This window comes from Mesorhizobium sp. B2-1-1 (assembly GCF_006442975.2).
Classification (GTDB): Bacteria; Pseudomonadota; Alphaproteobacteria; order Rhizobiales; family Rhizobiaceae; genus Mesorhizobium.
The window spans coordinates 5,552,646-5,577,806 of record NZ_CP083954.1; the positions used below are offsets into that span (position 1 = coordinate 5,552,646).

Here is a 25,161-nt window from a genome sequence, read left to right on the forward strand (position 1 = left end):
GTAAGCCGCGCACACTGCTTGCGGCTTCAAACTGACTCGGACGCACGATGCTTCTGCAAATGGACGCCGGAGCAGGCGAACCTGGCTCCGGCGCCATAAGACCTCTATGGCTTGGCAACTGCCGCCATAGCGGCGCGCGCCTGCTCGACCAGATCGACGCCGATCTTTTCGCTGTACTCTTTCACGACAGGCGCAACGCGTTCGGTCATGGCTGCGAGCGCTTCAGGCGTGGGTTGGGAAATCTCGAAGCCCTTCGCCGCGAGCTCCGCCTCCAATTTCCCTGCCTCCTTGCGAGAAAGATCCCGTTGGAAGGCTGCCGATTCCTTCGCAGCTTCCATGACGGCTGCCTTGTCCTCCTCGGAGAGGCTTCCAAACCATTTCTGGCTCGCGAGAAGAACAAACGGCGTATAGACATGGCCCGTCTTGGTCAGATACTTCTGCACCTCATAGAACCTTGCGGTGTAGATAAGAGCGTACGGCGTCTCCTGGGCATCGACGGCGCCATTTTCGAGCGCGCTGTACAGCTCAGGCCAAGGAAGCGGCGTCGGATTGGTTCCCAAAGCCGTCCAGGTCGCAATGAACAACGGGTTGGGTATGACGCGGATGTTGATCCCTGCCATATCGTCCACCGTTTTGACGGGACGAACCTTGTTGGTCATGTGGCGGAAGCCGTTGTCCCACCACGCCAGACCGACGATGCCGGTCTTTTCCTTCAGCTGTGCAAACAGCTGCTCGCCGACCGCGCCGTCCATGACGGCATCGACCGCGGCGAAGTCCTTGTAGAAAAACGGAAGATCGTAGATCATGAATTGCGGAACGACGCCGACCAGGTTGGGCGTGGGGCCAACCATGATATCGATGAAGCCGGCCTGAACCGACGCCTGCATCTCGGGCTCGCTGCCGAGCACGCCATTTCCGAACGTGTCGATCTTGATGCGCCCGCCCGTCTTCTCTTCCACCAGCTTCGCAAAATAGCGCGAAGCCTGTCCGACCGGATGGTCTTCCGTAGGCACGTAGCCCAGGCGCGGGTTCTGAGCCATGGCCGGAGCGGCGGCCAAGAGCCCTCCCAGCAGCGCCGCAGTCAGAAACAATACTTTCTTCATAGTTCAACCTCCCAAGAATTGGTTCAAAGGAACCAGAATGCAGGAACTGCAACCACTAAGGAACAGGACCGGCGGTACGAGAATGGCCTATTCGGCCAAGACTAACGATATGGCGTCCCTGGCTGCTGAAGCGGACGGTACGCCGCTTCTGCTACGGCGCCGACGAGCCTCCGACGGGCGGTGTGATCAATTCTACGGCCACGATGAACGCGCCCCCGCGAATACACCCCGGCCGATGCTCCCCCGCGCCAAAGTCAGGTCAGACCAACGGCCCGCCCTCACGATGAGGACGGGCCACCGGCAACATCAATCAAGCCATCCCTTGCCCGAGATCGGGGGCATCGGTGGGTTGGGCTGGCTGGCAGTCGGCGGCCAGTTATGCGTACCGGTCGGGAAGGGATTGATGGCAATCCGCGTGTCACTCCCCGGACAATAGTTCGCCGCCGAGTGCCACCGGCCGGCCGGGACATAGACAATGTCGCCGGCCTCCGAGACGAAGCCCGGCAGGCCTTCGAGGTTGTATTGGATCTGACCTTCCATGATGAACCAGAATTCACCATAGTTGATGTGCCTGTGTCCGAGCGCCGTGGGGGACTGCATATTGCAGTTGAACGCCTGGCCGCGGATGGCGTTAACGAACAAGCCAGGGGCGGTTACGAACGCGCCGCCCGAGGGCGAAGCAAGGAAATCCCTGAAAGTAGAATTGCCCGTCCCAAGGGCTTCTGCACCCGGATCCTGTCGCGTCAACGCCCAGGTCATCCCCGGCTGCGGCTTAGGCAAGGTTGCCGCCGCCTGCGGGTAAGTGATCTTGGCGTCCGCGGTGAAGACCTCGAAGTGCAAGGACGGCACCGCGCCGACGTTCTTCATCTGGAACTGCGTACGCGCGGGAACCTGGACCATAAAGCCTTTGGTGGCCGTAAACGGCGCCTCGCTCCCGATCGTGAACTCGACCGAACCTTCCCAGACAATGAAGGCCGCGCGGGTATCCGATATGAACATGGCCGGCGACTGATCACCGACCGCCAACTGAACCCATGAAGCCCGCAGGTGCGCGTCGCTGACGATCTCCTGGTGCCAAGTCTTGGACTGATTGGCGGGAGAAATCTTGGCGCGCACGTCGGCTATCGTCGTGTGTGGCTTGTTCGGGGCCTTGTATGGTGCCAGCGCCACCGGCTTTGGCGTCCAGGTGAACACCGTCTGTGCGAGCGCCGCGGTGGACGATACCGCCCCGATCGCCAGCGCGGCCACCACGGCCAATCCGCCTTTCCATAGGTTCATGAGAGTCACTCCTCCGTTTTCTGCTTGACCGATGGTGACACCGCGAATCTGACCGAAACCCCAAGCATCGACCGATCAGAAAAATCCACAATGTGGACGCGATGTCCAACAATGCATATTGGGCAGACTATTAATGGGTTGTCAACGCCTCACCGCGGCGCTTCAGGGCCTGTCGATCGGATGCTTGCCTGTTGGGTTAACGTGCATGGATCATAACGTCCGCTGACAGTGCAGGAGGCCTCGGCGGCTGATCGGAGGCTGTCTAGGGTACGGGTGTGATCGCCGCTCCACTCTGGAACCAGGCGATCACGTTCTGGGCCACGAGGTCCGCCATTGCGGTGCGCGTACTGACCGACGCGGACCCGATATGCGGCAGGATCGTCAGGTTATCGAGCGCCAGCAGGTCTTCGGAGACATTGGGTTCATCCGCGAGCACGTCGAGGCCGGCCGCCGCAATGGCTCCTGTGCGCAGGGCGCCGATCAGTGCATCCTCGTCCACGACGGTTCCGCGGCCTACATTGATGAACACGCCCTCGGGCCCGAGGGCGGACAGCACCTCGGCATTCACGCTGTTTGCGGTCGACGGGTCGCCCGGCACGATGGAGATGAGCACATCGACGGCACTGGCAAGTTCCAGCAGTGAAGGAAAGTAATCATACGCGACCCCCTCCGCCGGGCGCCGGCTGTGATAGGCAACAGGAAGCCCAAACGCTTCAACTCGTCGGGCGATGCAGCGACCGATCCGCCCCATTCCGTAGATGCCGACCCTGCGGTTCCGCAGTGTCAGACGGCTAAGCGGGTAGTCCGATGCTTTCCAGTGGCCCCCGCGAACGAAGGCTGCCGCCCTGGGTATCTCACGCACGACGCTGATAAGGAGCCCCAACGTGAGATCGGCGACCTCCTCGTTCAGGACATCAGGGGTGTTCGTGACGACGATATTCTTGCTTCGTGCGTAGGCAGCATCCACCGCGTCGTAGCCAACGCCGTAGCTGGCGATGATCTCAAGGTTGGGAAGGGCGTCTATGAACTGCCGATCGATTCTGGCGCGACAGGCCACGCCACGAATTGACGCCCGCACCTCCGGGGACAAACGGGCGTGAATGTCACAGTCAGGGGTTTCGACCAGGCTGAAATGCGTTCCGAGCATGCAGCGGGCATGCTCGTGCATCCAGCCTGGTATCAACACGGTGGCGGCGGGTTTCGACAAAGGCTTTCCTTCCGGTTCGGGGTGTCACTGCCGGCACGAATGGCCGCAGGTGAATCAGGGTTTTCGCACGGGAGGCCTTTGGATTGCGCAATGCGCCGATAGTGAGCCGCGGACTTGATTTTGGCTTCGAGTTCGCGGCGGCTGGCCAGTTTCTCCAGCGCAATCGGCATGTCAGCGGTTCCTGTACCACGTCCTCCAAGGTCGCCATCGATGTGACCATAATGTGGTCAACCTGCCCAAAACTTTGATAGGGGCCCGCGACCTCTTTGTCAAGGCGGCGGGAACGCCGCAACCAAAAGGGGGAGCTTGACAAGTGTGCAGTTCCACCCAATGCTTGGGCATATTGTCCATATTATGGACGAAGCGATTCCAAAAAGGTCGCGCGTTCGCATTCACCGGCTGCACGAATGTGCCGAATGCCAGGCGGTGGCTGCAGCGATGCATGTGCGGAATGTCAAGGAGAGTGGCAGCGTGAACAACATAAACTACCTTACAAATATCAATTTCGGGCTTGGAGCGGCCGAGTCACTGGCAGAAATTTTGGGCGAACTCGGCGTGTCCCGCCCTTTGGTGATCAGCGATCACGGCATCAAATCCGCTGGTTTGCTTGAGCGTCCGGTATTCGAGTTCCTGAGAACAGCGCCGATCTTCCTGGACGTTCCCTCCAACCCGACTGAGAGCGCAGTTGCTGCCGGTCTCGCGCTATACAGGCGAGGCGGCTGCGATGGGGTAGTGGCGATTGGCGGAGGCTCTCCGATCGACCTGGCAAAGGGCGTGGCGCTGCTTGCCACGCACGATGGTGAACTTGAGCGTTATGCAGCGATCCTGGGCGGGCTGGCACGCATCACCGGCGCGGTAGCGCCGCTTGTGGCCATCCCGACAACGGCGGGTACGGGGTCCGAAGTTGGACGCGCGGCACTGATCACACTGGATGACGGCCGGAAGCTCGGATTTATCAGCCCGCACCTCATCCCGCGCAGGGCGATCTGTGACCCGGGGTTGACGATGGGGCTCCCCCCGGCTCTGACGGCCTCGACAGGGCTCGACGCACTGTCGCATTGTATCGAGACGTACCTTTCCCCCCGCTATAATCCGCCTGCCGAGGCAATTGCCACCGACGGCTTCCAACGGATCTGGAAGGCTTTGCCTGTCGCTTACGCAGACGGCGCGAACGCGGAGGCGCGGACCGAACTCATGATGGGTGCCCTCGAAGGGGGCATGACGTTTCAGAAGGGGCTTGGCGCCGTCCATGCGCTTAGCCATGCATTGGGCGGTCTCAAGGAGGCTAAGCTCCATCATGGGACGCTCAACGCCATCCTGATGCCGACCGTCCTTCGGTGGAACGTGGAAGTTGAAGCCGTGGCTCAGAAGGTCGACTACCTCGAGCGCCTGGCGGGACTTGAACATACAACGCTCGCAGATGCACTGGACGCGTTGAACCGTAGTCTTGGCATTACGCCCAGATTGTCCGAACTGGGGGTTCCCCGGCACGTCATCGATTGGGTGTGTGAGCGAGCCATTGCAGACCACAGCCATCCCACAAATCCACGTTCGCTGACCAAGGAAGACTACGCCGCGATCCTTGAGACCGTTTTCTAGGCTGCGAATGCCCTCAAAGGAGGAGCGAGGAGGTAATTCCGTGAGACCGATCGTGATCGTAACGGGCGCAAGCCACGGCATCGGTGCCGCAACGGCGCGGCTGTTCGCCGTTGAAGGCTACGATGTTTGCATAAACTATCTTTCGGATGCTGCCGCTGCATCCGAAGTCGTTGAGCACTGCAACGCCGCAGGCGCCCGCGCCATCGCGGTACAGGGAGACGTGGGCAAGAGGGAGGACATCGAGGCCCTGTTCAGTGCCTGCGACGATGCACTGGGGCGAGTGACCTGCCTGGTCAATAATGCCGGGATCATTGGGAAAGCCTGCAGAATCGATGAGTTGCAGCCCGCGGTGCTGGAAAACACCTTCAGGACCAACGTCTTCGCCGTCATGTACTGTATACAGGAGGCCGCGAAACGCATGTCCAACCGCAAGGGCGGCAGAGGCGGGACGATTATCAACATGTCTTCGCTCGCCGCCTTCCTCGGCAGCCCGAACGAATATGTGCATTATGCCGCAAGCAAGGGTGCAGTGGAATCCATCTCCATCGGCGCGGGGAAAGAACTGGCGCCGGAGGGCATCCGTGTGAATGCCATACGTGTTGGGACCACCAACACGCGGATACACACACAAGGCGGAAACCCCGAGCGACCAGCGAGGATTGCGGCGGCAACCCCCATGGGGCGCATCGCGGAGCCTGAAGACATCGCGCGCGCGGCCCTGATGCTTGCGTCTCCTGGCGCGGGGTTCATGACAGGCACCCTGATCACGGTGTCCGGGGGGCTCTGATGCTCCGCGGTCGGGATATTCCGCTGGGAGTGCCAGGCTGGCCTGGCACTCCTGCTGAGACCGGTCGCGCCCCATCCACGGGCATTCATTCCAGCTCAATTGCCGCGCGACGCCAGTCAAGCACTCTGTAAGGTGCCTCGTCCGCGTTCGATACAAGTATCAATGCCTCGAAAGATTCGCTGTAGCCGGACCGCAGGGTCGTCCTGAGATCGACGCGCCAGCTCGGTGCCGGTTTCAGCGTGTTGAAGGTCACCCCCGCCAGCGACTGATCGAGTTGCTCGCGCGACAGACGGCCGGCGTGGAAATCCTTGATCGCCTTTCGCACCGACGGCGGCAGGCCAGGAATGTCGCCCAGCAGTCCATCATCGAGCGCTTCCAGGCGAACGCCGGCCAATCCGGAGGAGACGGTGACATAGGGTTCGATGGCGATGGCCATGTCGGGCGTTATTCCCGGGAAGGCGGCCAATTCGGAGACCGTCTGAAACAGCTTTGTGTCGTTTCCAGCCTGCTGCGGAGCGGAACCGGCCGGCTGTCCGTTCGGCGGAGTCGGCCGGGCGCGGTGGTCGATGATCTTTGTCGCCAGATCCTCCGCGGTTCCGGGAGCGGCGCCGGCGGCTCGCAACGCGCCAACGATCAGCGGCCGCTCGGCGGTGTTGAGATCGATCCGCAACGCTTCATTTCTCGCAGAGATGGAAGCGACCCCGGCCGGCAGGGTGATCGTGGACAATATCTGATCGCTCAGCGTGACTACACCGTCGGGCGGGCCGGCGCGGATCTCGGCCGCGGCCTGCGACAGCCCGGCTTCAGCCAGAATGCGCGCCGACGCCTTGTCCTCCGTGACGCGCACACTGGCCACGACCCCGGTCATCTGCACGCGAAGTATGACGGCAAGGAATCCCAGAAAAATCATGATCCACAGGACGCTGACGAGGATTGCACCCCGCCGGCTCGTTGCCGAGCTCATGCCCACTGCCGCAAGGCCCATTTCGGCCCCATGCTTCGCCACCAAAGGTGACGCCACGATCCCGTCGAAATCAAGACTTCGCTCCCCGGCTCAAGCAATGTGGTCACCATGCGGCGGGCAGCCACGCCCAGATGATGACCAGTGCCGGCGCGAGGAACGTTCCGAACGGAACGCGCGCCGCGGCACGGAGCGGGCGGCGCAAGCGAACCGCGCGGATGACGCTGAAGATGAAAGCCGCGACCGAAGCAAGCAGGATCTGGGCGCCGACGCCGGCCAGCCCGGCCAAGACGGTGGATACACCGATCAGCTTGATGTCGCCGAAGCCTATGCCGTCGCGGCCGCGCAGCCTCCCATACGTAACGTCGAACAGACACAGCAGGAGCATCAGGGCGCCCCCCGGCCCGATGCGCCAGGCCAGCGCGGCGAAATCGTTCGCCTCGAACCACCAGTCGGCGAGCGCGACGACCAAGATGCCGGCCGTGTAGCGGTCAGGAATGAGCAAAGACGCAAGATCATGGACCGCGATTGCCGCGGCCAGAAGGCATAGCGCAAGCGCCGAAGCGACGACGAATGCGGGGCTTCCCATGACAGCCGGCACGGTAGCGGCGGCGAGCGCGACTGCGACGGCGGCGGTAGACCGACGCCGCGCCCTCAGAATCTTCATTCGATCATCGTCTTGGCCGGCCGCCGAAGCGGCACGTTTCTGGATGGCTCGTTCATCAGCCGCAATTGCGACCGCATCTCCTCCGCCACATGTTGCGCATCCATGCCGTCCTTCATGACCTGAGGCCGGATCAGGATGATCAGCTCCGTCCGCGTCGCGGAGTTCTGGTTGCTCCGGAAGGCGTCGCCGATGACGGGCAGATCGCCAAGCACCGGCACACCGTCGCGGCCGCGCTGCTGGCGTTCGCTGATCAGTCCGCCGAGCATCACGGTCTGGCCGCTGGTGACCGATACGGTCGAGCTGACCTTTCGTTGCGATATGGTCGGCGTCAGGGACTGGGCCTGGCTGCGCTGGACCGAGCTGATCTCCTGTTCGATGACGAGGCTGATCGTGCCGTTCCCGGTGATCCGGGGCAGAACCTTCAGGATCACGCCGGTATCGCGGAACTCGACGTTGTTGACGACCGGCGCTTCGGGATCGGTGACGGACTGCGCGGTGCGGGTGACGATCGGTATTTCATCACCGACCTGCAGCAAGGCGGGTTTGTTGTCGAGCACCACTACCGAGGGCGAGGAAAGCACCTTGACCTCGGTAACGCCGCGCAGCGCATCGATGACAACGCGCGGCTCGGTGTCGGGGCCAAGCAGCAGGTTGAAGCCCGGAAGCGTTCGCGACAGCACGGCCTTGCTGGCTTCCTGGAACAGACCGACCGATCCGTGGTTGCCGCCCACGCCGATATCATTGGATTTCAGGAAGAACTGCACGCCATAGCGCAGCTCGTTGGTCAGGGTGACCTCGGCTATCGTCGCTTCGATAGCGACCTGCTCTTGCGGCCGGTCGAGTGCGGTGATCGCCTGTTCGATCAGCCGTTGCTGGTCGGGCCGCCCGTAGATGAGAATGGTGTTGTTTTCGGGGTTCGCGGCGATGCGCACGCCGCTTTGCGACCCACCACCGCCCGGGATAGGCTGGTCGGTTTCGCCAGCGGGGGCCGGCAGGCTATCCGCCATGCGCTGATCCGGCGTCGCAGTGGCCGCCTGCGAACCGTTTGCGCCCTGATTCTGGCCGTCAGCCTGCGAGCCGGGCGGAAACTGCGAGGCCGGGTCTTCTGAAGCCGACGATGCCGGGGCGCCGTTGAATATTTCGTTGACCATCGATGCAAGGCGCCGTGGCTCCAGGTGCTGGACCTTGTACACCCGCAAATTGGAGGCAGACGCGTCGATCCGGTCGAGCCGCTCGATCCAGCTCGCCGCGCGCTGCAACTGGTTGCGCGTCTTCGCCACCACCAGAATCGCATTGCTGCGCTCGATCGGCTCGACCCTGATCGTGTTGCGTCCGCGACCGCCCTCCCCGATGTCGAGCACGCGGGTCAGCTCGGGCATCATGGTGGCCGCGCTGGAATTGTTGACAGGGAAAATGCCGACTGACTGGTCGGCCAGCCAGTCCTGGTCGAAAGAGCGCGCTGCTTCGATCGCCGCAGTCCGCTCCGCCGCCGTCCCCTGGAAGATCAGCGCGTTGCGGCTGGGATCCTCGCGCACCATGCCGGGACGGGCGACGAAGTTTTCGAGCAGCGGCAGGATCGTGCTGGCGGAAACGTTTTTCAGGGGAAACACCGTGACGGCGTAGCCAGGCTGGATGGTGGTGCCCGGATCGAGTTGGGCGGCTCCGAACGCTTCGTTCGCAGGTATCAGCCGCAGACGGTCGCTTTCGCGCATCATGGCCACGCCGCTGCTGTGCAGCGCGGACTCGAACATGGTGAGGATTTCCGCGGCCGGCGTAGGCTTCGACGTCGTGATCGATACCTTGCCCGCGATTCTGGGGTCGAGCGAGTAGCTGATCCCCAGCACCTCGCCCAGCACCGTGCGGGCCGCGACTTTGATCTCGGCCTCCTCGAGGTTGACCTCGAACTTTTCGCCGCTCAGCCGCTCGAGCGACTTGCGCTCGCCGGCAGTCAGCTGCTGTTGGTATCCGTAGTATACTTCACCCTGCCGGTTGTTCTGCGTGCGGCCGAAGCCGAGCCTCGACAGAAAACCGCCGCCGGAAGGTTTGCGCGCACTCAAATCTGCGTTCGCGACCTTGTCCAGGGCATCCGGCCGCGCGGCAACGTCTCCAAGATAATCACCAGTGGAGGTACACGCGGCCACTACCGCCAAGAGGCAGGCCGCCGCGCCTCTGCGAACCCACACGGAACAGGCATTTGGGGCACTGCCTTGCCGACCTACGCTCACCTACACACCCAACCCAAGCCTACGCCCGGCGCCTCGGGAAAGTACCGTTCTATGACGCTTGAAAACCACAAGGCACGCTTTCTGCTTCCCGCTTGGACACCGTACACCTCGTCGACCTCGGTCAGCCCGAGGTAGGTGAAGAACTCGAACTTATGCCGCGATTCGACATGGACCTGCGCCAGCGGCTGCAACTCCTCCCGCGTCAGGGCCCCGCCGACGTCGTCGTTGAGGCCCTGCTCGCATGGGCGGCAAAGCCATCGTCGAATGTTCAGCCTAACTCCTCCACGGTTGGGATTCTCAATGGAACCAGCCCGCTGGCACGGTCACCAATGCCGGGAACAGAACCAGCAGCACGATGAGGACCATCTCGGCCAGAAGGAAAGGCCACACACCTCTCAGGGCCGACCCCATTGAAACTTTGCTGATTCCGCACACCGTGTTGAGGACAGTTCCGACAGGGGGCGTAATCATGCCGACCGCGGCGGTCATGATGAACATGACCCCAAAATAGATCGGGTCGATCCCGGCCGCCGTTACGAGCGGCATGAGGATGGGTACCAGTATGGTGATCGAAGGTGCGAAATCGAGCACCATGCCGATGACAAAGATCGCCAGAACGATCATGGCCATCAGCAGGATCGGCATATCGATGAAAGGACTGAGGAGAGTAACGAGCTGGGCGGGCAGACTGGCGATCGTCATCATGAAGCCGGTGACCACGGAGGCTGCCACCAGCAGCATGATTACTGCCGTCATTCGACCGGCGTCGAGCAGCGCGTCAAAGAGCAGCCGCGGCGTCAGCTCCCGATAAACAACCAGCCCCACGAACAGTGCATAGAAGGCTGCAACGACGCCGGCCTCCGTGGGGGTGAAGATGCCGAACCGCAGTCCGACCAGGATAATCACCGGCAGCATCAACGCCCAACCGGCGGTCAGAATGGCTTTCGGGATGTCCCTGCGCGGGAGTTTGGGCTGGACCGCCGACGTTTCCTTTCTGGAGACGATCCACCAAGTCACCACTAGGCTCAGCCCCATCAGGATCCCTGGCACGATTCCGGCGAGGAATAAGCCGACGATGGAAATGTTTGCGGTGACGCCCAGGATGATGAATCCGACAGAGGGCGGGATCACGGGGGCAATGATGCCCGTCGCCGCCATCAAGCCCGAGGCGCGACTCATGCTGTAGCCCGCATCGCGCATAAGAGGGATCAGCATGACGGCAAGCGTCGCCGTATCCGCGATTGCCGATCCGGAGAGGCTGGCCATCAGCAAGCCCGTGCCGATGACCACGTAACCGAGGCCGCCACGTATGTGACCGAAGAGCGCCAGGGCCACGTTCACGATGCGGCGGGAGAGGCCGCCGGCGTTCATGAGCTCGCCGGCAATGAGAAAGAACGGGATCGCCATCAGCGGATAGCTGTCAGCGCCATTGACCAGCCTCTGCGCCAGAATCTGTGCATCCAGATTTCCCATCAGCATCATCATCGCGACGCCCGACAGCATCAGGGCGAAGGCGATTGGAATCCCGATGCCCATTGCACCGAGGAGTGAACCTATGAAGACCAAGCCGCTCACGGTGTTTTCTCCGAAACTAGCGCGGGGGACACGGCCGGTGGCGGCACATCGATCTCTGCTCCCGACCACGGGGCGGGCAGGATGCCGCGCAGCGAGCGCCACAGATCAAGAAGGAGGATCAGAGCCATCATGATGGCAGCGGTAATACCCGCGGCGTAGATGGCCCCGACGGGAATTCCCGACAGTGCTTGGACGTTGCCCCATTCGATCACGGTGAGTGACCAGCTGCCTTGTGCCAGGAGCCAGCAGCACCAAAGCATCAAGCCATACGAAACAAGAAAGCAGACGAAGCGCGCCCTGCGAGGCAACCGGACCACCAATGAGTCGACGCCGAGATGCGCGCCCTTGGCTAGGGCCACCACGGATCCCATAAAGATGATCCAGACGAGGACCACACGGGAGACTTCAACGGCAAACGGAATGCCTGAGCTGAAGCCGTAGCGTAGCACGACATTTGTAAAGATTAGGATGCTGATGACGGCCATGCCGACGACGACGAAGACGTCAAAAGCCTTGAAAAGCCACTGTAACGGCGTGGTCATAACTGCTCCCAAAAGGTTGTGCGCGCATGCATCGATCCTTGCGGCACTCTGACGAGAATCCGCAGACCGTGAGCAGGGAGCCTCCAGCATGCTGATGGGGTAGAAACACCCAATCGCGTGATGAAGGCCTGTCCTGCTCATCCGGTCGAACAGCGCAGGGGTAAAGCCAACGATCCCTCCAACCAGTAGGAGGTCCCGGGCGAGCTTCCGGTGTCAGACACCTTCCACCACGGCCAGATGTGCCTTGGCATGCTTCTCGCGGGCCTTGATCGCCGTCTGATACTCTGGAGAGTTGTAGCAGGCGAGAGCGGTCTCGTAGTCCCTGAACTCGATGACCGCCAGGCGGTTCGCGTGAGGGCCCTCCATGACCTGGCTCGTTCCCGCGCGAACGACGAAGGACGCCCCGTATTTGTCGAATGCTGCCTTGTTCAAGGCAATGTATTCTTTATAGCCCTCATGGTCCGCGATATCGACCATTGCAACCCAGTATCCTTTTTTGGTCATCTGCTTCCTCTCCCACAGAAATTCCCATACCCTCTCGCGGAAGATACGGACGTCCCGATGCATTCAAATTCGCCACAAGTGCGTTTGCCGTTGATCCTCCTCGATCACACGGCTAGAACCGAAACTACGACGCTGACTACAATATGGACAGCTTGTCCAAAAGCGTGTAGTACCACCATGTTTCGTTGTCAAGCTTGCAAGGAGATGCGCCATGGGCCTAAGTGAGCTCCAGGACGAAGCCGATGAGAGAGCTTCTACTCACGTGCAGGGAGCGGCCTCGTTCTCGAAGTTCATCACGGTGCTGCAGATCATCGCGGATGCCCCTGGAACCTTGGACATTGCCCAACTGACAAAGTGCGCGCCATTTCCCCGGGGGACGGTCTACCGTCTCGTTTCGGCGCTCACGGCGGAGGGACTCATCACACAGTCGGGAGAGGGTGGAACGTTCCGCTTGGGGCCGCGCCTCCTCCAGCTTGCTGCCAAGACCTGGGAGGACTCCGACTTGCGGACGATCGCCAGGGATTTTCTGGTTTCGCTCCGCGACGCAACCGATGAGGCGGTTCACCTTGCGGTGCCCAGCAACAACCGGATGGTCTACATAGACAAGTTGGTGGGCTCCAGCAGGGTTCAGATGAAAACCAGCATTGGCGGCCAGGTTGAACTTCACTCGACATCCGTGGGTAAGGCGTGGCTGTCTGGTCTGCCAGACCAGCGGCTGTTGGAAGTCATCAAGAGCCTGGATCTGAGACGCCATACCGCCAAGACGTTCACGACACCCGAAGCGCTGTTCGATGAGTTGAAGCGGACGCGCGAGCAAGGGTTCGCGTTCGATGACGAGGAGAACGAACCGGATATCCGCTGTCTCGGCAGCCCGATCTTCAATCGTTCGGGGGAACCGATCGGAGCGGTCAGCATCAGCATGCCGGTGTACCGGCACGACGCTCGGCGCCACGAGCTCTGCGCAAGGCTGGTGCGTCAAACGGCGAAACAGATCAGTGGCGAATTGTCCAGGATGGTGTAGCGCCGGGCGCGCCACCGCGTCCATCGCCACCATCGACGTACCGCTTTAACGGCATCGCTATCATTCGACGCTGAGGAAGATGGCTGATCCAACAGCACCGAAACAGCCTTGGGGGCCGTTCAAGCCAGGTCAGTCCGGAACCCGGCAGGCAGGCCCGAAGGGGCCCACAACAAGCTCGTTGAAGCATGCCTCGAAGACATGCTCGCGGATTGGGAGGCCAACGTGCCAGCAGCCATTGGCAAGAAGCGAGAGAAAAAGCCAGACGCACACCTCGAAATCGCCGCTTCGATCCTGCCGCGAGACTTGCCGCACCAGATCGACAAGCGGCAGCCCTTCGTCAATGCCTTCGCCCACCGCTACAACCGTCACAGGGCACACGACGCTCTCGACGAATCAACTAAGCCGAGTATCTCAAGACCTTCAGCGGCGCGCCCCGCAGGCCTCCTCACATGTCTTGAACCAGGACATCCTCCAGGATGACACCAAGCGAACTCACTGTGCCGGAATGGCTGCGACGATCTCAGGCGATAGCCTGGGTGACATTGCTTGGCATGCTCTTCCATATCGCATTTGCTTTCGGACACATCGATGGCCCGACGCATAGAAACGGCTTGCTCTTATCCAGCTTCGAGCGGTCGCTCGCAGGATCCGGAGAAGGGCCCGCGTCGGGGCACCACGACGACAAGTCCCAGGGCCGTTGTGACATATGCATCATCGGCTCCATGGGAGCCGCACTGCCGGCGCCTGCGGCAGTTCATGTCCTTTCCGAGCTCACCTTCTACGCGATCGACTGGGTCGCGACTGCGGCGCGCCCGGACACCAGAGAACTCTCTTCACACTACGACATCCGCGGCCCTTCGCGAGCTTGAATGGATGGCTGAACTGCCGCTTCTCGCGGTCGCGCAACGCGCCGACACTTGTTATGGCGGCTAATGACCATATCGATCTGGAGAGACAGAGATGGGATTGCATCACCACACCGGGACGTTGTTTGCCGCTGGTGTTTATTGTTATTTCGACGGCGCACGCAGAAGAAGATCGTCGAGAGCTTGGACCACATGTTCATGGACACGGGACATTGGCGATCGCTTTCGAGGCCAACAATGTTGAGATGGAGCTCGCTGCCCCTGGCATGGATATTGTCGGGTTTGAGCACGAAGCTGAAACCGCGGAGCAGAAGAGCGCCGTCGAGACCGCGCTCGCCGACCTTAAGGAACCCTTGAAGCTCTTCGCGATGCCCGACTCCGCAGGGTGCACCGTCACCTCCGCCGACGTCAAAGTCGTCGCGGAAGAACATGAGGACCACCCTGCTACCGCGGAGGCTGGTGAGGCCGCGGGTTCTGAAGAGCACGGGACCCATCACACCGAGTTCCGAGCAACTTATGCTCTCGCCTGCGCGGATACTGCCCAGGCCGCGTGGCTCGACTTCCCCTTCTTCGATCGCTTCGCCGGATCCTGGAAACTCGGCGTGACGGTCGTCGATGCCAATGGACAGACCGCTTTCGAGGTGTCCCGCGAGGCGCGCTATCTGGAGAGATGAGATGAACGCGGACGCCGCGACGGACGCCGTGCGCTTGCACGGCGTCGAATACAGGTGGAACGCGCGAGACCCGTTTTGCCTCTCAATCGGCGAGTTCGAAGTTTCCCGCGGTGAGCGTCTTCTGCTGCTTGGCGCATCCGGTAGCGGAAAATCGACGCTCCTCAGCTTGCTGACAGGCATCGCGTTGGCGCAAGCTGGGCGCTTGGAAGTCCTCGGGCAACGGCTTGACGAATTGAGCGGCAGCGGGCGCGATCGGTTTCGGGCGGAACATTTTGGCATCATCTTTCAGATGTTCAATCTTCTTCCCTACGGCGCCGTCATCGACAATGTGCTGTTACCGCTCAGCTTCGCACCGGAACGTCGCGCCCGCGCAACGGCCGCGGGAGGCGCGGAGAGCGAAGCCCGGCGCCTCTTGTCGGCCCTGGGACTTCCGGCGGATATCGGGCAGCAGACGGCGGCCACCCTGAGCGTCGGTCAGCAGCAACGCGTCGCGACGGCGCGGGCGCTCATCGGCTCCCCCGATATTGTTGTCGCCGACGAGCCTACATCGGCTCTCGACGACGATCGGCAGCAGGATTTTCTCGACCTGCTGTTCGGCCAGATCGAGGCCACAAAGGCAACTCTGATCATGGTCAGTCACGACCGCCGCTTGGCGCAGCATTTCACGCGGGCGATCCAGCTCAACGACATCCTTACAACGTCGAAAAGCCGAGCCCGGGCATGATTGTCGCACGTCTCACTCTGCAATCGCTGCGCAACCGCTGGATCACGGTGTTGCTGACGATCCTTTCGATCTCCGTCAGCGTCATGCTTCTGCTCGGTGTCGAGAAGGTGCGCAGTGGCGCGCGAGACAGCTTTGCCGGGACCGTGTCTGGTGCGGATCTGGTCATTGGCGCCCGATCGGGTGCCATGCAGCTCCTTCTCTACTCGGTGTTCCGCATTGGCAACGCGACCAACAATGTCACCTGGCGCAGCTACGAAGACATCGTTTCGCGCCCGCAGGTAGCCTGGGCAATTCCGCTTTCACTTGGCGACAGCCATCGCGGCTTTCGCGTCATCGGGACGACTCCGGATTACTTCGAGCACTTCCAATATCGCGGCGGCCAGGCCTTGACGTTTGCCGCAGGCGCACCCTTTGACGACCTGTTCGATGTCGTCCTCGGCTCGGATGTTGCGAGCCGGCTTGGCTATTCCATCGGCGACAAGATCACTGTCGCGCACGGTGCGGGCTCCCTTGGGCCGCAGCATGACGACCTCCCGTTTCGCGTGTCCGGCATACTGGCACGTACCGGCACGCCGGTGGACAAATCCCTCCATGTCAGTCTCAAGGCTATCGAGGCCATTCATGTCGACTGGCGGTCCGGTTCACGGATCCCGGGACAAGTTACACCGGCCGACCGTCTGCGGCAGATGACCATTGCTCCGAAGGCGGTAACCGCCGCGATCATCGGCTTGAAGTCGCGCCTGCAAGTCATCGGGTTCCAGCGCGGCGTGAACGAGTACAGGGCCGAGCCTCTTTCGGCTGTGCTGCCGGGGGTCGCCTTGCAGGAGATGTGGGGACTGGTCGCCACCGCCGAGACCGCATTGCTTGGCGTCTCCGCGATGGTCGTGGTGACCTCGATGCTCGGCTTGTCGGCAATGATCCTGTCGACGCTCAACGAGCGACGGCGTGAGATCGCGATATTGCGCTCGCTGGGGGCAAAGCCCGGCACGGTTGCAGGACTTCTTGTCGGAGAGGCGACACTGCTGACAGTAGCGGGAATCGCAATAGGAACGGCGGCACTTTATGCGGTCCTGGTGGTGGCCCGCCCGCTTGTTGACAGACAGTTCGGCATCGACATCGGCATTCAGCCCCCATCCGCAACCGATGCCCTGTTGTTATTGGCAATATTGATCGGCGGGATGGCCGCCGGGTTCCTGCCGGCCTGTCGCGCCTACAGGATGTCACTCGCAGATGGCATGATGGTGAGAACATGAAGACTTCCGGATTCCTCGGCAACGCGAGGTCGATGTTGCGCTGCATCGCTCTCATCCTGGCCGTTTTGGGCGCGGGCTGCGGCGCGGCATTCAGCGAGGCCGCAACCCAGCTGAAATGGGAGATGCTGATCCCGCCGACAGAACCGCTGGCAAATTTCCCGGACGCACTTCCTTTTGAGCAGCAGGAGGCCCTGAGAAATGTCCTATACTGGAAAGGTCACCCGTCGGGCGAGTTGAGCGAAGAGTTTGCCCTTCAGCGCGACGAAGCCAAAAAAAGGGTCGACGCCGACAGGGAGAAACTTGCAAAGCAAGGCGTCGATCTTGATGCGCTTTACGAACGATACGTCGCCTGGGCTACAGAGATCGAGAGGCGTGGAACCCTCACCGAGAAGAAGTTGGACGGCGCGCAGGTAGCCATCGCCGGCTATCTGCTGCCCCTGGATTTTGATCCGAACGGTACGACGGAGTTCCTGCTTGTCCCCTATTTTGGTGCGTGCATCCATGAGCCGCCACCGCCGCCGAACCAGGTGATCTACTTGAAATCCACCGCTCCGTACGCACCTGCGGCCCTGTTCGAGGGCGTGATGATAACCGGTACGATGCGCGTGCAGTCCGAAAGGAAAGACCTCTCCTTTGTGGACGGTTCAAGCGAAGTTGCTTCGGGCTACGTCCTGGAGGGCGACAGCATCGAGCCCTATCAAGGCGAGGGTGGCGGGCAATAGTCCCGCGGAGGCAATGCCAACCGCCAGTCCGCTGGTCGGAGGCAGGCGCGTCCGTGGATGGATGCGCTCAGCGAAACCCGGTGACCCTGAGCACCTCCGCCGGCGAGGTGAGACCTTGCCCTGCCTTCCTGGCACCGTCATGCGCCATCGTGCTCATGCCCCGCTCCAGCGCGAGCGCTTCGATCCTGGAGTGGTCTGCTCCTTGTGAAGCGAGCTCGATGATAGCTTCCTCTAGGACCAGGATCTCGAACACGGCGATGCGGCCTCGATACCCCGTGCCGTTGCAACGGCCGCAGCCCACTGCGTTGAACACTTTCTGGCCTTGGGAGAACCCGACGGCCTGGTAGCGCGAGTCGGAGGAGAAAGTCTCGGCCGAAAGAATTCCTTCCTGCTTGCAGTGATCGCAGAGCCGCCGCAACAGGCGCTGGGAGATGATGCCGCGGACGGCGCCGACCAGCAGATAGGTCTCGACACCCAGGTCGCGCATACGCGTGAAGGCCGCCGCCGCGGTGTTCGCGTGGACGGTGGTGAGAACGAGGTGTCCGGTGAGCGCTGCCTGGACGGCGGCCCGTGCCGTCTCGCCGTCGCGTATCTCGCCGACCAGGATCACGTCGGGGTCCTGTCGCACGAACGTCCGGATCGCGGATGAGAAGGTGATGCCGATCGCCGAGTTGATCTGCGACTGCACGATGCCGGGGATCTGGTACTCGACGGGATCCTCGATGGTCACGATCTTGCGGCCCGGATCGTTTAGCTTCGAGAGCGCGGCGGCGAGCGTCGTCGTCTTGCCGCTGCCGGTCGGGCCGGCGACGGCGATCATTCCATGGGTGTGCTCAAGGAGCCGGTCCAGCGTCTGCCGTTCTTGGTCATCCAGGCCCACGCCCGCGAAATCGAGCAGGACGCTGTCGCGGTGCAGGATGCGCATGACGACGGTCTCGCCATGGATGGAGGAGAGGGTGGCAACGCGCAGTTCGACTTCGCGGTCGCCGATGGGAAGGCGCATCGCACCATCCTGAGGCTTGCGGCGCTCGGTGATGTCGAGGCCGGCGAGAACCTTGATTCGCGACACGATCGCATCGCCCATTTCGTGCGGCGGCGGAGGCATGATCCGCAAGACGCCGTCGATACGGAAACGCATCACGAGCCGTCCGCGCATCGGTTCGAGGTGGATGTCGGTTGCCCTCAGGTCGAGCGCGCGCCGGAAGATGTCGTCAACGACAACCACAACCGGCGCGCCGCTCGCGAGATCCCGCAGGCTTGCGATAGCCGCTTCGGAGGTTGCTCCTTCGCCGGTGGCCTGGGCAACATCCTGGGTGCCGGAAAGGCGTTCCAGGCAGGATTCCAGGTCGGGTGCGGGAACCACGCAGACCTCGACGTCCCCGTCGAGAACGGATCGCAGCGCCTCTATCGGGTCTGCGTCTCCAGGGTGGAGAACCCCTATGACGGCGCTCCCGTCAGGCGCCGTGAGCGGCGCGATCCAGTTCTCCACAAGAAATCGGTTTGAGAGATTCTGCGCGACGGGCCTGTAGTCGGCGAGTTGGTGCCGGTCGAGAAGCCGCACGCCATAATAGGGCGACAGGAAGCCTGCGAGGGCATCGGCGTCGACTATCTGCGCTTCGATCAGGCGGTGCAGGTCGGAGGCTCGCGAGGCCGTGCTCTCACCGAAAAGGCCCCGCGTAGCCTCTCGGCTCGCCAGTCCGGCATCGGCCATGGACGACAAGAGCGAGTGTAAGTCTGTAAGCTGTGGGTTCATTGAACGTACCTGTCGCACTTGACCCTTGAGCACAATGGACGCCGGCTTGCGCATGCCGAATCCGTCTGTCGGTTTAGTCCGCAGATCGGTCTGCCTGACGTACGATTCCGGATCCGGCGGTTCCCCGGAAAGCTGCGCCAGACCAGAAGGCTGTGCGGTATAGGTGTCAAGAGCCCGTGCCCTTCTACTCCCACCAGACGGTGGACCGGGTGCCACACGAGGTAGCGATTGAGAATCTTTCGCTACACCCACATATCGCCGCCAATATTGCGGAACCCCACTCGACCAAGGCAAGCGTCACGCCCGCCAGCAGCTGGTGGGAAATCGTCATGACCCATGCGACCGTGATGATCGTAGCCGAGGGCCGCTTCGGCCGAGGAAGGATATCTTGGCCGCAAAGGCAGACTGCGCCGCGTTGAAATGAGCAGGCTTGGAGTGGCTGGAGCCCTTCCCGCTTCATCGCCTTGCCGGGCGTATCAATCTCAGTGATCCATGGCCTTGACGATTTCCTCGGTCATCTTCTTGGCGTCGCCGAGCAGCATCATGGTGCCGTCCTTGTAGAACAGCGTGTTGTCGATGCCGGCATAGCCGGAGCCGAGCGAGCGCTTGACGAACAGGCAGGTGCGCGCCTTGTCGACGTCGAGGATCGGCATACCGTAAATAGGTGAGGACTTGTCATCCCGCGCGGACGGGTTGGTGACGTCGTTGGCGCCGATGACATAGGCGACGTCGGCCTGCGCGAATTCGGAATTGATGTCCTCGAGCTCGAACACTTCGTCGTAAGGCACGTTGGCTTCGGCCAAGAGCACGTTCATGTGGCCCGGCATGCGGCCGGCCACGGGGTGGATGGCGTATTTGACGTCGACGCCATTGGCCTTGAGCTTGTCGGCCATTTCGCGCAGTGCATGCTGCGCCTGGGCGACGGCCATGCCGTAGCCAGGGACGATGATGACTTTCTGTGCGTTCATCATCAGATAGGCGGCATCGTCGGCCGAGCCCTGCTTGACCGTGCGCTCGATCCCATCATCAGCGCCCGCGGCTGCGGTCTCACCACCGAAGCCGCCGAGGATGACGGAGATGAAGGAGCGGTTCATGCCCTTGCACATGATGTAGGACAGGATGGCGCCCGACGAGCCGACCAGGGCGCCGGTGATGATCAGCGCCAGATTGCCGAGCGTGAAGCCCAGAGCCGCGGCCGCCCAACCCGAATAGGAGTTGAGCATCGACACCACCACCGGCATGTCGGCGCCGCCGATGGGGATGATGAGCAGCACGCCCAGCACCAGCGATGCGGCAACGATGAGCCAGAAGACGAGCTTCGATTCGGTGGTGACCAAAAGCACGATCAGCACGACCAAGGCGATGCCAAGCGCGATGTTGATGAAATGGCGGCCGCCGATCATGATCGGCTTACCGGACATGCGCCCGTCAAGCTTCAGGAAGGCGATGACCGAGCCGGTGAAGGTGATGGCGCCGATGGCCACACCCAGGCTCATTTCGACCAGCGCCTGTGCGTGGATGTCGCCCGCCGTGCCGATGCCGAAGCTTTCCGGCGCATAGATGGCGGCCGCCGCCACCATCACGGCGGCAAGGCCGACGAGCGAGTGGAAGGCGGCGACCAGTTGCGGCATCGAGGTCATGGCGATGCGCCTGGCCGTGACGGCGCCGACGCCGCCGCCAATGGCAAGGCCGAGCACGATCAGGCCGAAGCGTCCGGCCGATGGCGTGGCCAGCGCCAGCGTGGTGGCGATGGCGATGCCCATGCCGATCATGCCGTAGAGATTGCCCTGCCGGCTGGTGGTCGGGTGCGACAGGCCGCGCAGCGCCAGGATGAACAGAATGCCGGAGACCAGATAGAGGAAGGAGGCGAGATTGACGGTCACGTCACTTGTCCTTCTTCTTGTACATTGCCAGCATGCGCTGGGTGACGAGGAAGCCGCCGAAGATGTTGACCGACACCAGCATCAGCGCGACGAAGCCGCCGAAGCCCGCGCGCGACGCCCGAGGCGGCAATGCCGACGGCAAGCAGCGCGCCGACGACGATGACCGAGGAGATGGCGTTGGTGACGGCCATCAGCGGCGTGTGCAGCGCAGGCGTCACCGACCAGACGACGTAATAGCCGACGAAGATCGCCAGCACGAAGATGGCCAGGCGGAAGACGAAGGGATCGATGGCGCCGCCCGACAGCGCGTGTGCGGCGTCGCCGGCCGCCTCAGCGCCTCCGGGAGCATTTGCCAGGTTCTGCACCGCCAGCCGGACGGCAGCACTTGCCTGGTCGAGTTGGTCGAGGGCTTTCTGCAAGGTCTGGTCCATCACGCGGTCCCTTTCGGCTTGGGCGAGGGCGACTTTGGCGAGGGCGACTTTGGCAGCGAGGGCTTGGATGCGGCGGCTTGCTTGGACGCGGCTTTCCTAGGCGCGGCTTGCTTGGGCGCCGAAGCATCGGCGACCATTGTGCTGGCCGGTATCGCGGGCGGTTCGATATATTGGCCCTTTGGCGGCTGCTGGTCGGCCTTGGCGAAGGCCGGATGGACGATCTTGCCGCCGTCGGTCAGCATGGTCGCCTTGACCAGATCGTCGTCGCGGTTGATCGCAAGCTGCTTGGTGCCCTTGTCGACCAGCGTCTCGAGGAAAGCAAAAAGGTTCCTGGCGTAGAGCAGCGAAGCGGAGGCCGCGACGCGGCCCGGCACGTTGAGATGGCCGACGATCTTGACGCCGTTGGCCGTCGTCACGATCTTGCCTGCTTCGGCGCCCTCGACATTGCCGCCGCGCTCCACAGCAAGATCGACGATCACCGAACCGGGCTTCATCGAGGCGACCATGTCAGCCGACACCAGCCTCGGCGCCGGGCGGCCGGGGATCAGCGCCGTGGTGATGACGATGTCCTGCTTGGCGATGTGCTCGGCGGTCAGCGCCGCCTGCTTGGCCTGGTAATCCTTGGACATCTCCTTGGCGTAGCCGCCGGCGGTCTCGGCCGCCTTGAACTCTTCGTCCTCGACGGCGAGGAACTTTGCGCCAAGCGAGGCGACCTGTTCCTTGGCGGCGGGGCGCACATCGGTCGCGGTGACGACTGCGCCGAGCCGGCGCGCTGTGGCGATCGCCTGCAGGCCGGCGACGCCGACGCCCATGATGAACACCTTGGCGGCAGGAACAGTGCCGGCCGCCGTCATCATCATCGGCAGCGCGCGATCGTATTCGGCTGCGCCGTCGATCACCGCCTGGTAGCCGGCAAGGTTAGCCTGCGAGGACAAGACGTCCATCGACTGGGCGCGCGTGATGCGCGGCATGAATTCCATCGCAAAGGCCGTCACCCCGGCCTTGGCCAGTGCCGCGACGGCGGCGTCATTGCCATAGGGATCCATCATAGCGATGACCGCAGCGCCTGACTTGTAGCTTTTCAGCTCCGCATCGGTCGGCCGGCGCACCTTCAGAATCACATCCGCACGGGCCGCATCGGATGCGGAACCAATGGTGGCACCGGCCTTCGCGTAGTCTTCGTCGGCGATGCGGGACAGTGTGCCCGCTCCGCTCTCAACCACCAAGTCAAAGCCAAGGGCGGCTATGCGCTTCACCGTATCGGGCGACGCCGCGACACGGGGTTCGCCCGAGCCGCCCTCGGCGGGAATGAAGATGATCTGGCTCACGCTTGGCTACCCCTCCCCGGCACGCGGCGCATCTGCGCGCCTGCCGTATCGTTCACATCTTACTACAATCCACAAAATGGGCAATTTGTCCACATATCTGATTGAGGGTACTTGTCCGACAGTTGCCGATGCCATATCGATGGCCAAACGGCGGTTCTGGAGGTGTAAATGTCCAAGATCAATGGTGCGAAGCGGCTACGCTCGCGCGACTGGTTCGACAATCCGGACAATCCCGGCATGACGGCGCTCTACCTCGAACGCTATCTGAACTATGGGCTGACCCGCGAAGAACTGCAGTCCGGAAAGCCGCTTATCGGCATCGCCCAGACGGGCTCGGACCTGTCACCTTGCAACCGGCATCATATCGAGCTCGCCAAGCGCGTGCGCGACGGCATTGTGGCCGCCGGCGGCGTGCCGCTGGAATTCCCGGTCCACCCGATCCAGGAGACAGGCAAGCGGCCCACCGCCGCGCTCGACCGCAACCTCGCCTATCTCGCTCTCGTCGAGTTGCTTTATGGCTATCCGCTGGATGGCGTCGTGCTGACCATCGGCTGCGACAAGACCACCCCGGCGCTGCTGATGGCCGCGGCCACCGTCAACATTCCAGCCATAGCGCTGTCCGTCGGCCCGATGCTGAACGGCTGGCACAAGGGCGAACGCACCGGCTCCGGCACGGTCGTGTGGAAGTCACGCGAAAGGCTGGCGGCAGGAGAGATCGACTACGACCAGTTCATGGACATCGTCGCTTCATCGGCGCCGTCCGTCGGCTACTGCAACACGATGGGCACGGCGACGACGATGAACTCGCTGGCCGAGGCGCTCGGCATGCAGTTGCCGGGCTCCGCCGCCATTCCAGCACCCTATCGCGAGCGCGGCCAGATCGCCTACCAAACCGGCAAGCGCATCGTCGACATGGTGCGCGAGGACTTGAAACCCTCCGACATCATGACGCGGGAAGCCTTCGAGAACGCCATCGTCGTCAATTCTGCCATCGGCGGCTCGACCAATGCGCCGATCCACCTCAACGCCATCGCGCGGCATCTCGGCGTGTCGCTGACCGTCGATGACTGGCAGAAGGTCGGTCACCACGTTCCGCTGATCGTAAATCTCCAGCCGGCCGGTGAATATCTCGGCGAGGACTATCATCATGCGGGCGGTGTGCCGGCCGTGGTGGCAGAGCTGATGAAGGCCGGCTTGCTGCCGCATCCTGGAGCCATGACCGTCAACGGCCGCACGATCGGCGACAATTGCGCCGCGGCAGAGAATCTCGACGGCAAGGTCATCCGTACCGTGGCCAATCCGCTCAGGAAGGATGCCGGCTTCATCAACCTGAAAGGCAATCTGTTCGATTCCGCAATCATGAAGACGTCGGTCATCTCGCCGGAGTTTCGCGACCGCTATCTGTCAAATCCGCGAGACCCCGATGCCTTCGAGGGCGTCGCCGTCGTCTTCGACGGTCCGGAAGACTACCACCGTCGCATTGAGGATCCGTCACTCGGCCTGAACGAGAATACCATCCTGTTCATGCGCGGAGCCGGCCCAGTCGGTTATCCGGGCGGCGCCGAAGTCGTGAACATGCAGCCGCCAGCCTACCTGCTGAAGGCGGGCATCCACTCGCTGCCCTGCATCGGCGATGGCCGTCAGTCCGGCACTTCCGGCTCTCCATCGATCCTCAACGCCTCGCCCGAGGCGGCCGTCGGTGGTGGCCTTGCGCTGCTGCGTACGGGTGACCGGGTACGCATCGACCTGCGCAAGGGGACCGCCGACATCCTCGTGTCGGACGACGAGATCAAGCGCCGTCGCGTCGACCTGCAAAACGAGGGCGGCTATGCATATCCGAAGCATCAGACACCCTGGCAGGAGATCCAGCGGTCAATGGTTGACCAGTTGTCCGAGGGAATGGTTCTGAAGCCGGCGGTGAAGTACCAGAACATCGCCGTCACCAGCGGCCTGCCGCGCGACAATCATTAGAACAGTTCCTACTCTGCGTTCAAGATCGGTGCTCGATTGGCGAAGAACTGTGACTGATTTGGAATTAGGGCCTGAAGATGCGCTATG

The 25,161-nt window shown here is 62.4% G+C and carries 22 protein-coding genes and 1 pseudogene; 8 read left to right on the plus strand and 15 right to left on the minus strand.

Going from position 1 to position 25,161, the window contains the following annotated elements; translation table 11 throughout:
* Window positions 1-104: 104 nt before the first annotated feature.
* The 4 genes from FJ972_RS26945 to FJ972_RS26960 form a co-directional block, all read right to left on the minus strand.
* Window positions 105-1,103 carry a TRAP transporter substrate-binding protein gene (locus FJ972_RS26945; protein WP_140525785.1) on the minus strand — a complete coding sequence of 333 codons (999 nt, stop codon included), beginning with the start codon at window positions 1,101-1,103 and terminating at the stop codon, window positions 105-107.
* Between the two features lie 306 nt (window positions 1,104-1,409).
* Window positions 1,410-2,381 (minus strand): cupin domain-containing protein, encoded by a 972-nt coding sequence (locus FJ972_RS26950; RefSeq protein ID WP_140500993.1) that lies wholly within the window; start codon window positions 2,379-2,381, stop codon window positions 1,410-1,412.
* Window positions 2,382-2,643: 262 nt separating this feature from the next.
* Window positions 2,644-3,588 carry a 2-hydroxyacid dehydrogenase gene (locus FJ972_RS26955; protein ID WP_224519200.1) on the minus strand — a complete coding sequence of 315 codons (945 nt, stop codon included), beginning with the start codon at window positions 3,586-3,588 and terminating at the stop codon, window positions 2,644-2,646.
* Complete coding sequence (locus tag FJ972_RS26960; protein ID WP_140646492.1) at window positions 3,561-3,758, minus strand: hypothetical protein; 198 nt, start codon at window positions 3,756-3,758, stop codon at window positions 3,561-3,563. The genes FJ972_RS26955 and FJ972_RS26960 overlap by 28 nt, the downstream gene beginning before the upstream one ends.
* 301 nt (window positions 3,759-4,059) lie before the next feature.
* Here FJ972_RS26960 and FJ972_RS26965 point away from each other — a divergent pair, with 301 nt between their 5' ends.
* Window positions 4,060-5,187 (plus strand): iron-containing alcohol dehydrogenase, encoded by a 1,128-nt coding sequence (locus tag FJ972_RS26965; protein ID WP_181173516.1) that lies wholly within the window; start codon window positions 4,060-4,062, stop codon window positions 5,185-5,187.
* 40 nt (window positions 5,188-5,227) lie between these two features.
* Window positions 5,228-5,974, plus strand: coding sequence for an SDR family oxidoreductase (locus FJ972_RS26970; protein ID WP_140525786.1), 747 nt, complete (start codon window positions 5,228-5,230; stop codon window positions 5,972-5,974).
* An 85-nt stretch (window positions 5,975-6,059) separates the two neighbouring features.
* On the opposite strand, the gene FJ972_RS26975 is transcribed toward FJ972_RS26970, so the two are convergent.
* The 6 genes from FJ972_RS26975 to FJ972_RS27000 form a co-directional block, all read right to left on the minus strand.
* Window positions 6,060-6,938: a type II secretion system protein GspK gene (locus FJ972_RS26975; RefSeq protein ID WP_181173513.1), complete on the minus strand. Its 879-nt coding sequence runs from the start codon at window positions 6,936-6,938 to the stop codon at window positions 6,060-6,062.
* Between the two features lie 103 nt (window positions 6,939-7,041).
* Window positions 7,042-7,602, minus strand: a complete 561-nt coding sequence (locus tag FJ972_RS26980; protein WP_140525788.1) for a prepilin peptidase — start codon at window positions 7,600-7,602, stop codon at window positions 7,042-7,044.
* On the minus strand, window positions 7,599-9,743 hold the full coding sequence (gspD, locus tag FJ972_RS26985) for a type II secretion system secretin GspD (RefSeq protein WP_224519202.1): 2,145 nt from the start codon (window positions 9,741-9,743) through the stop codon (window positions 7,599-7,601). The genes FJ972_RS26980 and gspD overlap by 4 nt, the downstream gene beginning before the upstream one ends.
* 381 nt (window positions 9,744-10,124) lie before the next feature.
* Window positions 10,125-11,402 carry a TRAP transporter large permease gene (locus tag FJ972_RS26990; RefSeq protein WP_140500983.1) on the minus strand — a complete coding sequence of 426 codons (1,278 nt, stop codon included), beginning with the start codon at window positions 11,400-11,402 and terminating at the stop codon, window positions 10,125-10,127.
* Window positions 11,399-11,944, minus strand: a complete 546-nt coding sequence (locus FJ972_RS26995; protein ID WP_181165438.1) for a TRAP transporter small permease — start codon at window positions 11,942-11,944, stop codon at window positions 11,399-11,401. Before FJ972_RS26995 ends, FJ972_RS26990 begins: the two co-directional genes overlap by 4 nt.
* Window positions 11,945-12,157: 213 nt before the next feature.
* Complete coding sequence (locus tag FJ972_RS27000) at window positions 12,158-12,448, minus strand: DUF1330 domain-containing protein (RefSeq protein WP_140500979.1); 291 nt, start codon at window positions 12,446-12,448, stop codon at window positions 12,158-12,160.
* Window positions 12,449-12,659: 211 nt separating this feature from the next.
* Here FJ972_RS27000 and FJ972_RS27005 point away from each other — a divergent pair, with 211 nt between their 5' ends.
* Window positions 12,660-13,469 carry an IclR family transcriptional regulator gene (locus FJ972_RS27005; RefSeq protein ID WP_140500977.1) on the plus strand — a complete coding sequence of 270 codons (810 nt, stop codon included), beginning with the start codon at window positions 12,660-12,662 and terminating at the stop codon, window positions 13,467-13,469.
* 129 nt (window positions 13,470-13,598) lie between these two features.
* Here the strand turns inward: FJ972_RS27005 and FJ972_RS27010 are convergent, their stop codons facing one another.
* Window positions 13,599-13,823, minus strand: coding sequence for a hypothetical protein (locus FJ972_RS27010; protein WP_140500975.1), 225 nt, complete (start codon window positions 13,821-13,823; stop codon window positions 13,599-13,601).
* Between the two features lie 724 nt (window positions 13,824-14,547).
* On the opposite strand from FJ972_RS27010, the gene FJ972_RS27015 reads away from it, so the two are divergent.
* The 4 genes from FJ972_RS27015 (at window position 14,548) to FJ972_RS27030 (ending at window position 17,708) form a co-directional block, all read left to right on the plus strand.
* A complete protein-coding gene (locus FJ972_RS27015; protein WP_181173512.1) occupies window positions 14,548-15,009 on the plus strand; it encodes a ZrgA family zinc uptake protein in 462 nt (153 codons plus the stop codon).
* A 1-nt stretch (window position 15,010) separates the two neighbouring features.
* Window positions 15,011-15,733 carry an ABC transporter ATP-binding protein gene (locus FJ972_RS27020; protein ID WP_140500970.1) on the plus strand — a complete coding sequence of 241 codons (723 nt, stop codon included), beginning with the start codon at window positions 15,011-15,013 and terminating at the stop codon, window positions 15,731-15,733.
* A gap of 83 nt (window positions 15,734-15,816) precedes the next feature.
* A complete protein-coding gene (locus tag FJ972_RS27025; protein ID WP_246673026.1) occupies window positions 15,817-16,986 on the plus strand; it encodes an ABC transporter permease in 1,170 nt (389 codons plus the stop codon).
* Window positions 16,983-17,708: a DUF3299 domain-containing protein gene (locus FJ972_RS27030; protein WP_140525790.1), complete on the plus strand. Its 726-nt coding sequence runs from the start codon at window positions 16,983-16,985 to the stop codon at window positions 17,706-17,708. The genes FJ972_RS27025 and FJ972_RS27030 overlap by 4 nt, the downstream gene beginning before the upstream one ends.
* 67 nt (window positions 17,709-17,775) lie before the next feature.
* On the opposite strand, the gene FJ972_RS27035 is transcribed toward FJ972_RS27030, so the two are convergent.
* From FJ972_RS27035 to FJ972_RS27050, 4 genes and pseudogenes are all read right to left on the minus strand, one after another.
* Complete coding sequence (locus FJ972_RS27035; protein WP_140525791.1) at window positions 17,776-19,515, minus strand: GspE/PulE family protein; 1,740 nt, start codon at window positions 19,513-19,515, stop codon at window positions 17,776-17,778.
* Window positions 19,516-19,943: 428 nt separating this feature from the next.
* Window positions 19,944-21,344 carry an NAD(P)(+) transhydrogenase (Re/Si-specific) subunit beta gene (locus FJ972_RS27040; protein WP_140512860.1) on the minus strand — a complete coding sequence of 467 codons (1,401 nt, stop codon included), beginning with the start codon at window positions 21,342-21,344 and terminating at the stop codon, window positions 19,944-19,946.
* Window position 21,345: 1 nt separating this feature from the next.
* Window positions 21,346-21,775 (minus strand): annotated as a pseudogene (locus FJ972_RS27045) (NAD(P) transhydrogenase subunit alpha).
* On the minus strand, window positions 21,775-23,103 hold the full coding sequence (locus FJ972_RS27050) for a Re/Si-specific NAD(P)(+) transhydrogenase subunit alpha (protein ID WP_140524058.1): 1,329 nt from the start codon (window positions 23,101-23,103) through the stop codon (window positions 21,775-21,777). The pseudogene FJ972_RS27045 and the gene FJ972_RS27050 overlap by 1 nt, the downstream one beginning before the upstream one ends.
* A 168-nt stretch (window positions 23,104-23,271) precedes the next feature.
* On the opposite strand from FJ972_RS27050, the gene FJ972_RS27055 reads away from it, so the two are divergent.
* Window positions 23,272-25,074: an IlvD/Edd family dehydratase gene (locus FJ972_RS27055; RefSeq protein WP_140524056.1), complete on the plus strand. Its 1,803-nt coding sequence runs from the start codon at window positions 23,272-23,274 to the stop codon at window positions 25,072-25,074.
* Window positions 25,075-25,161 lie beyond the last annotated feature (87 nt).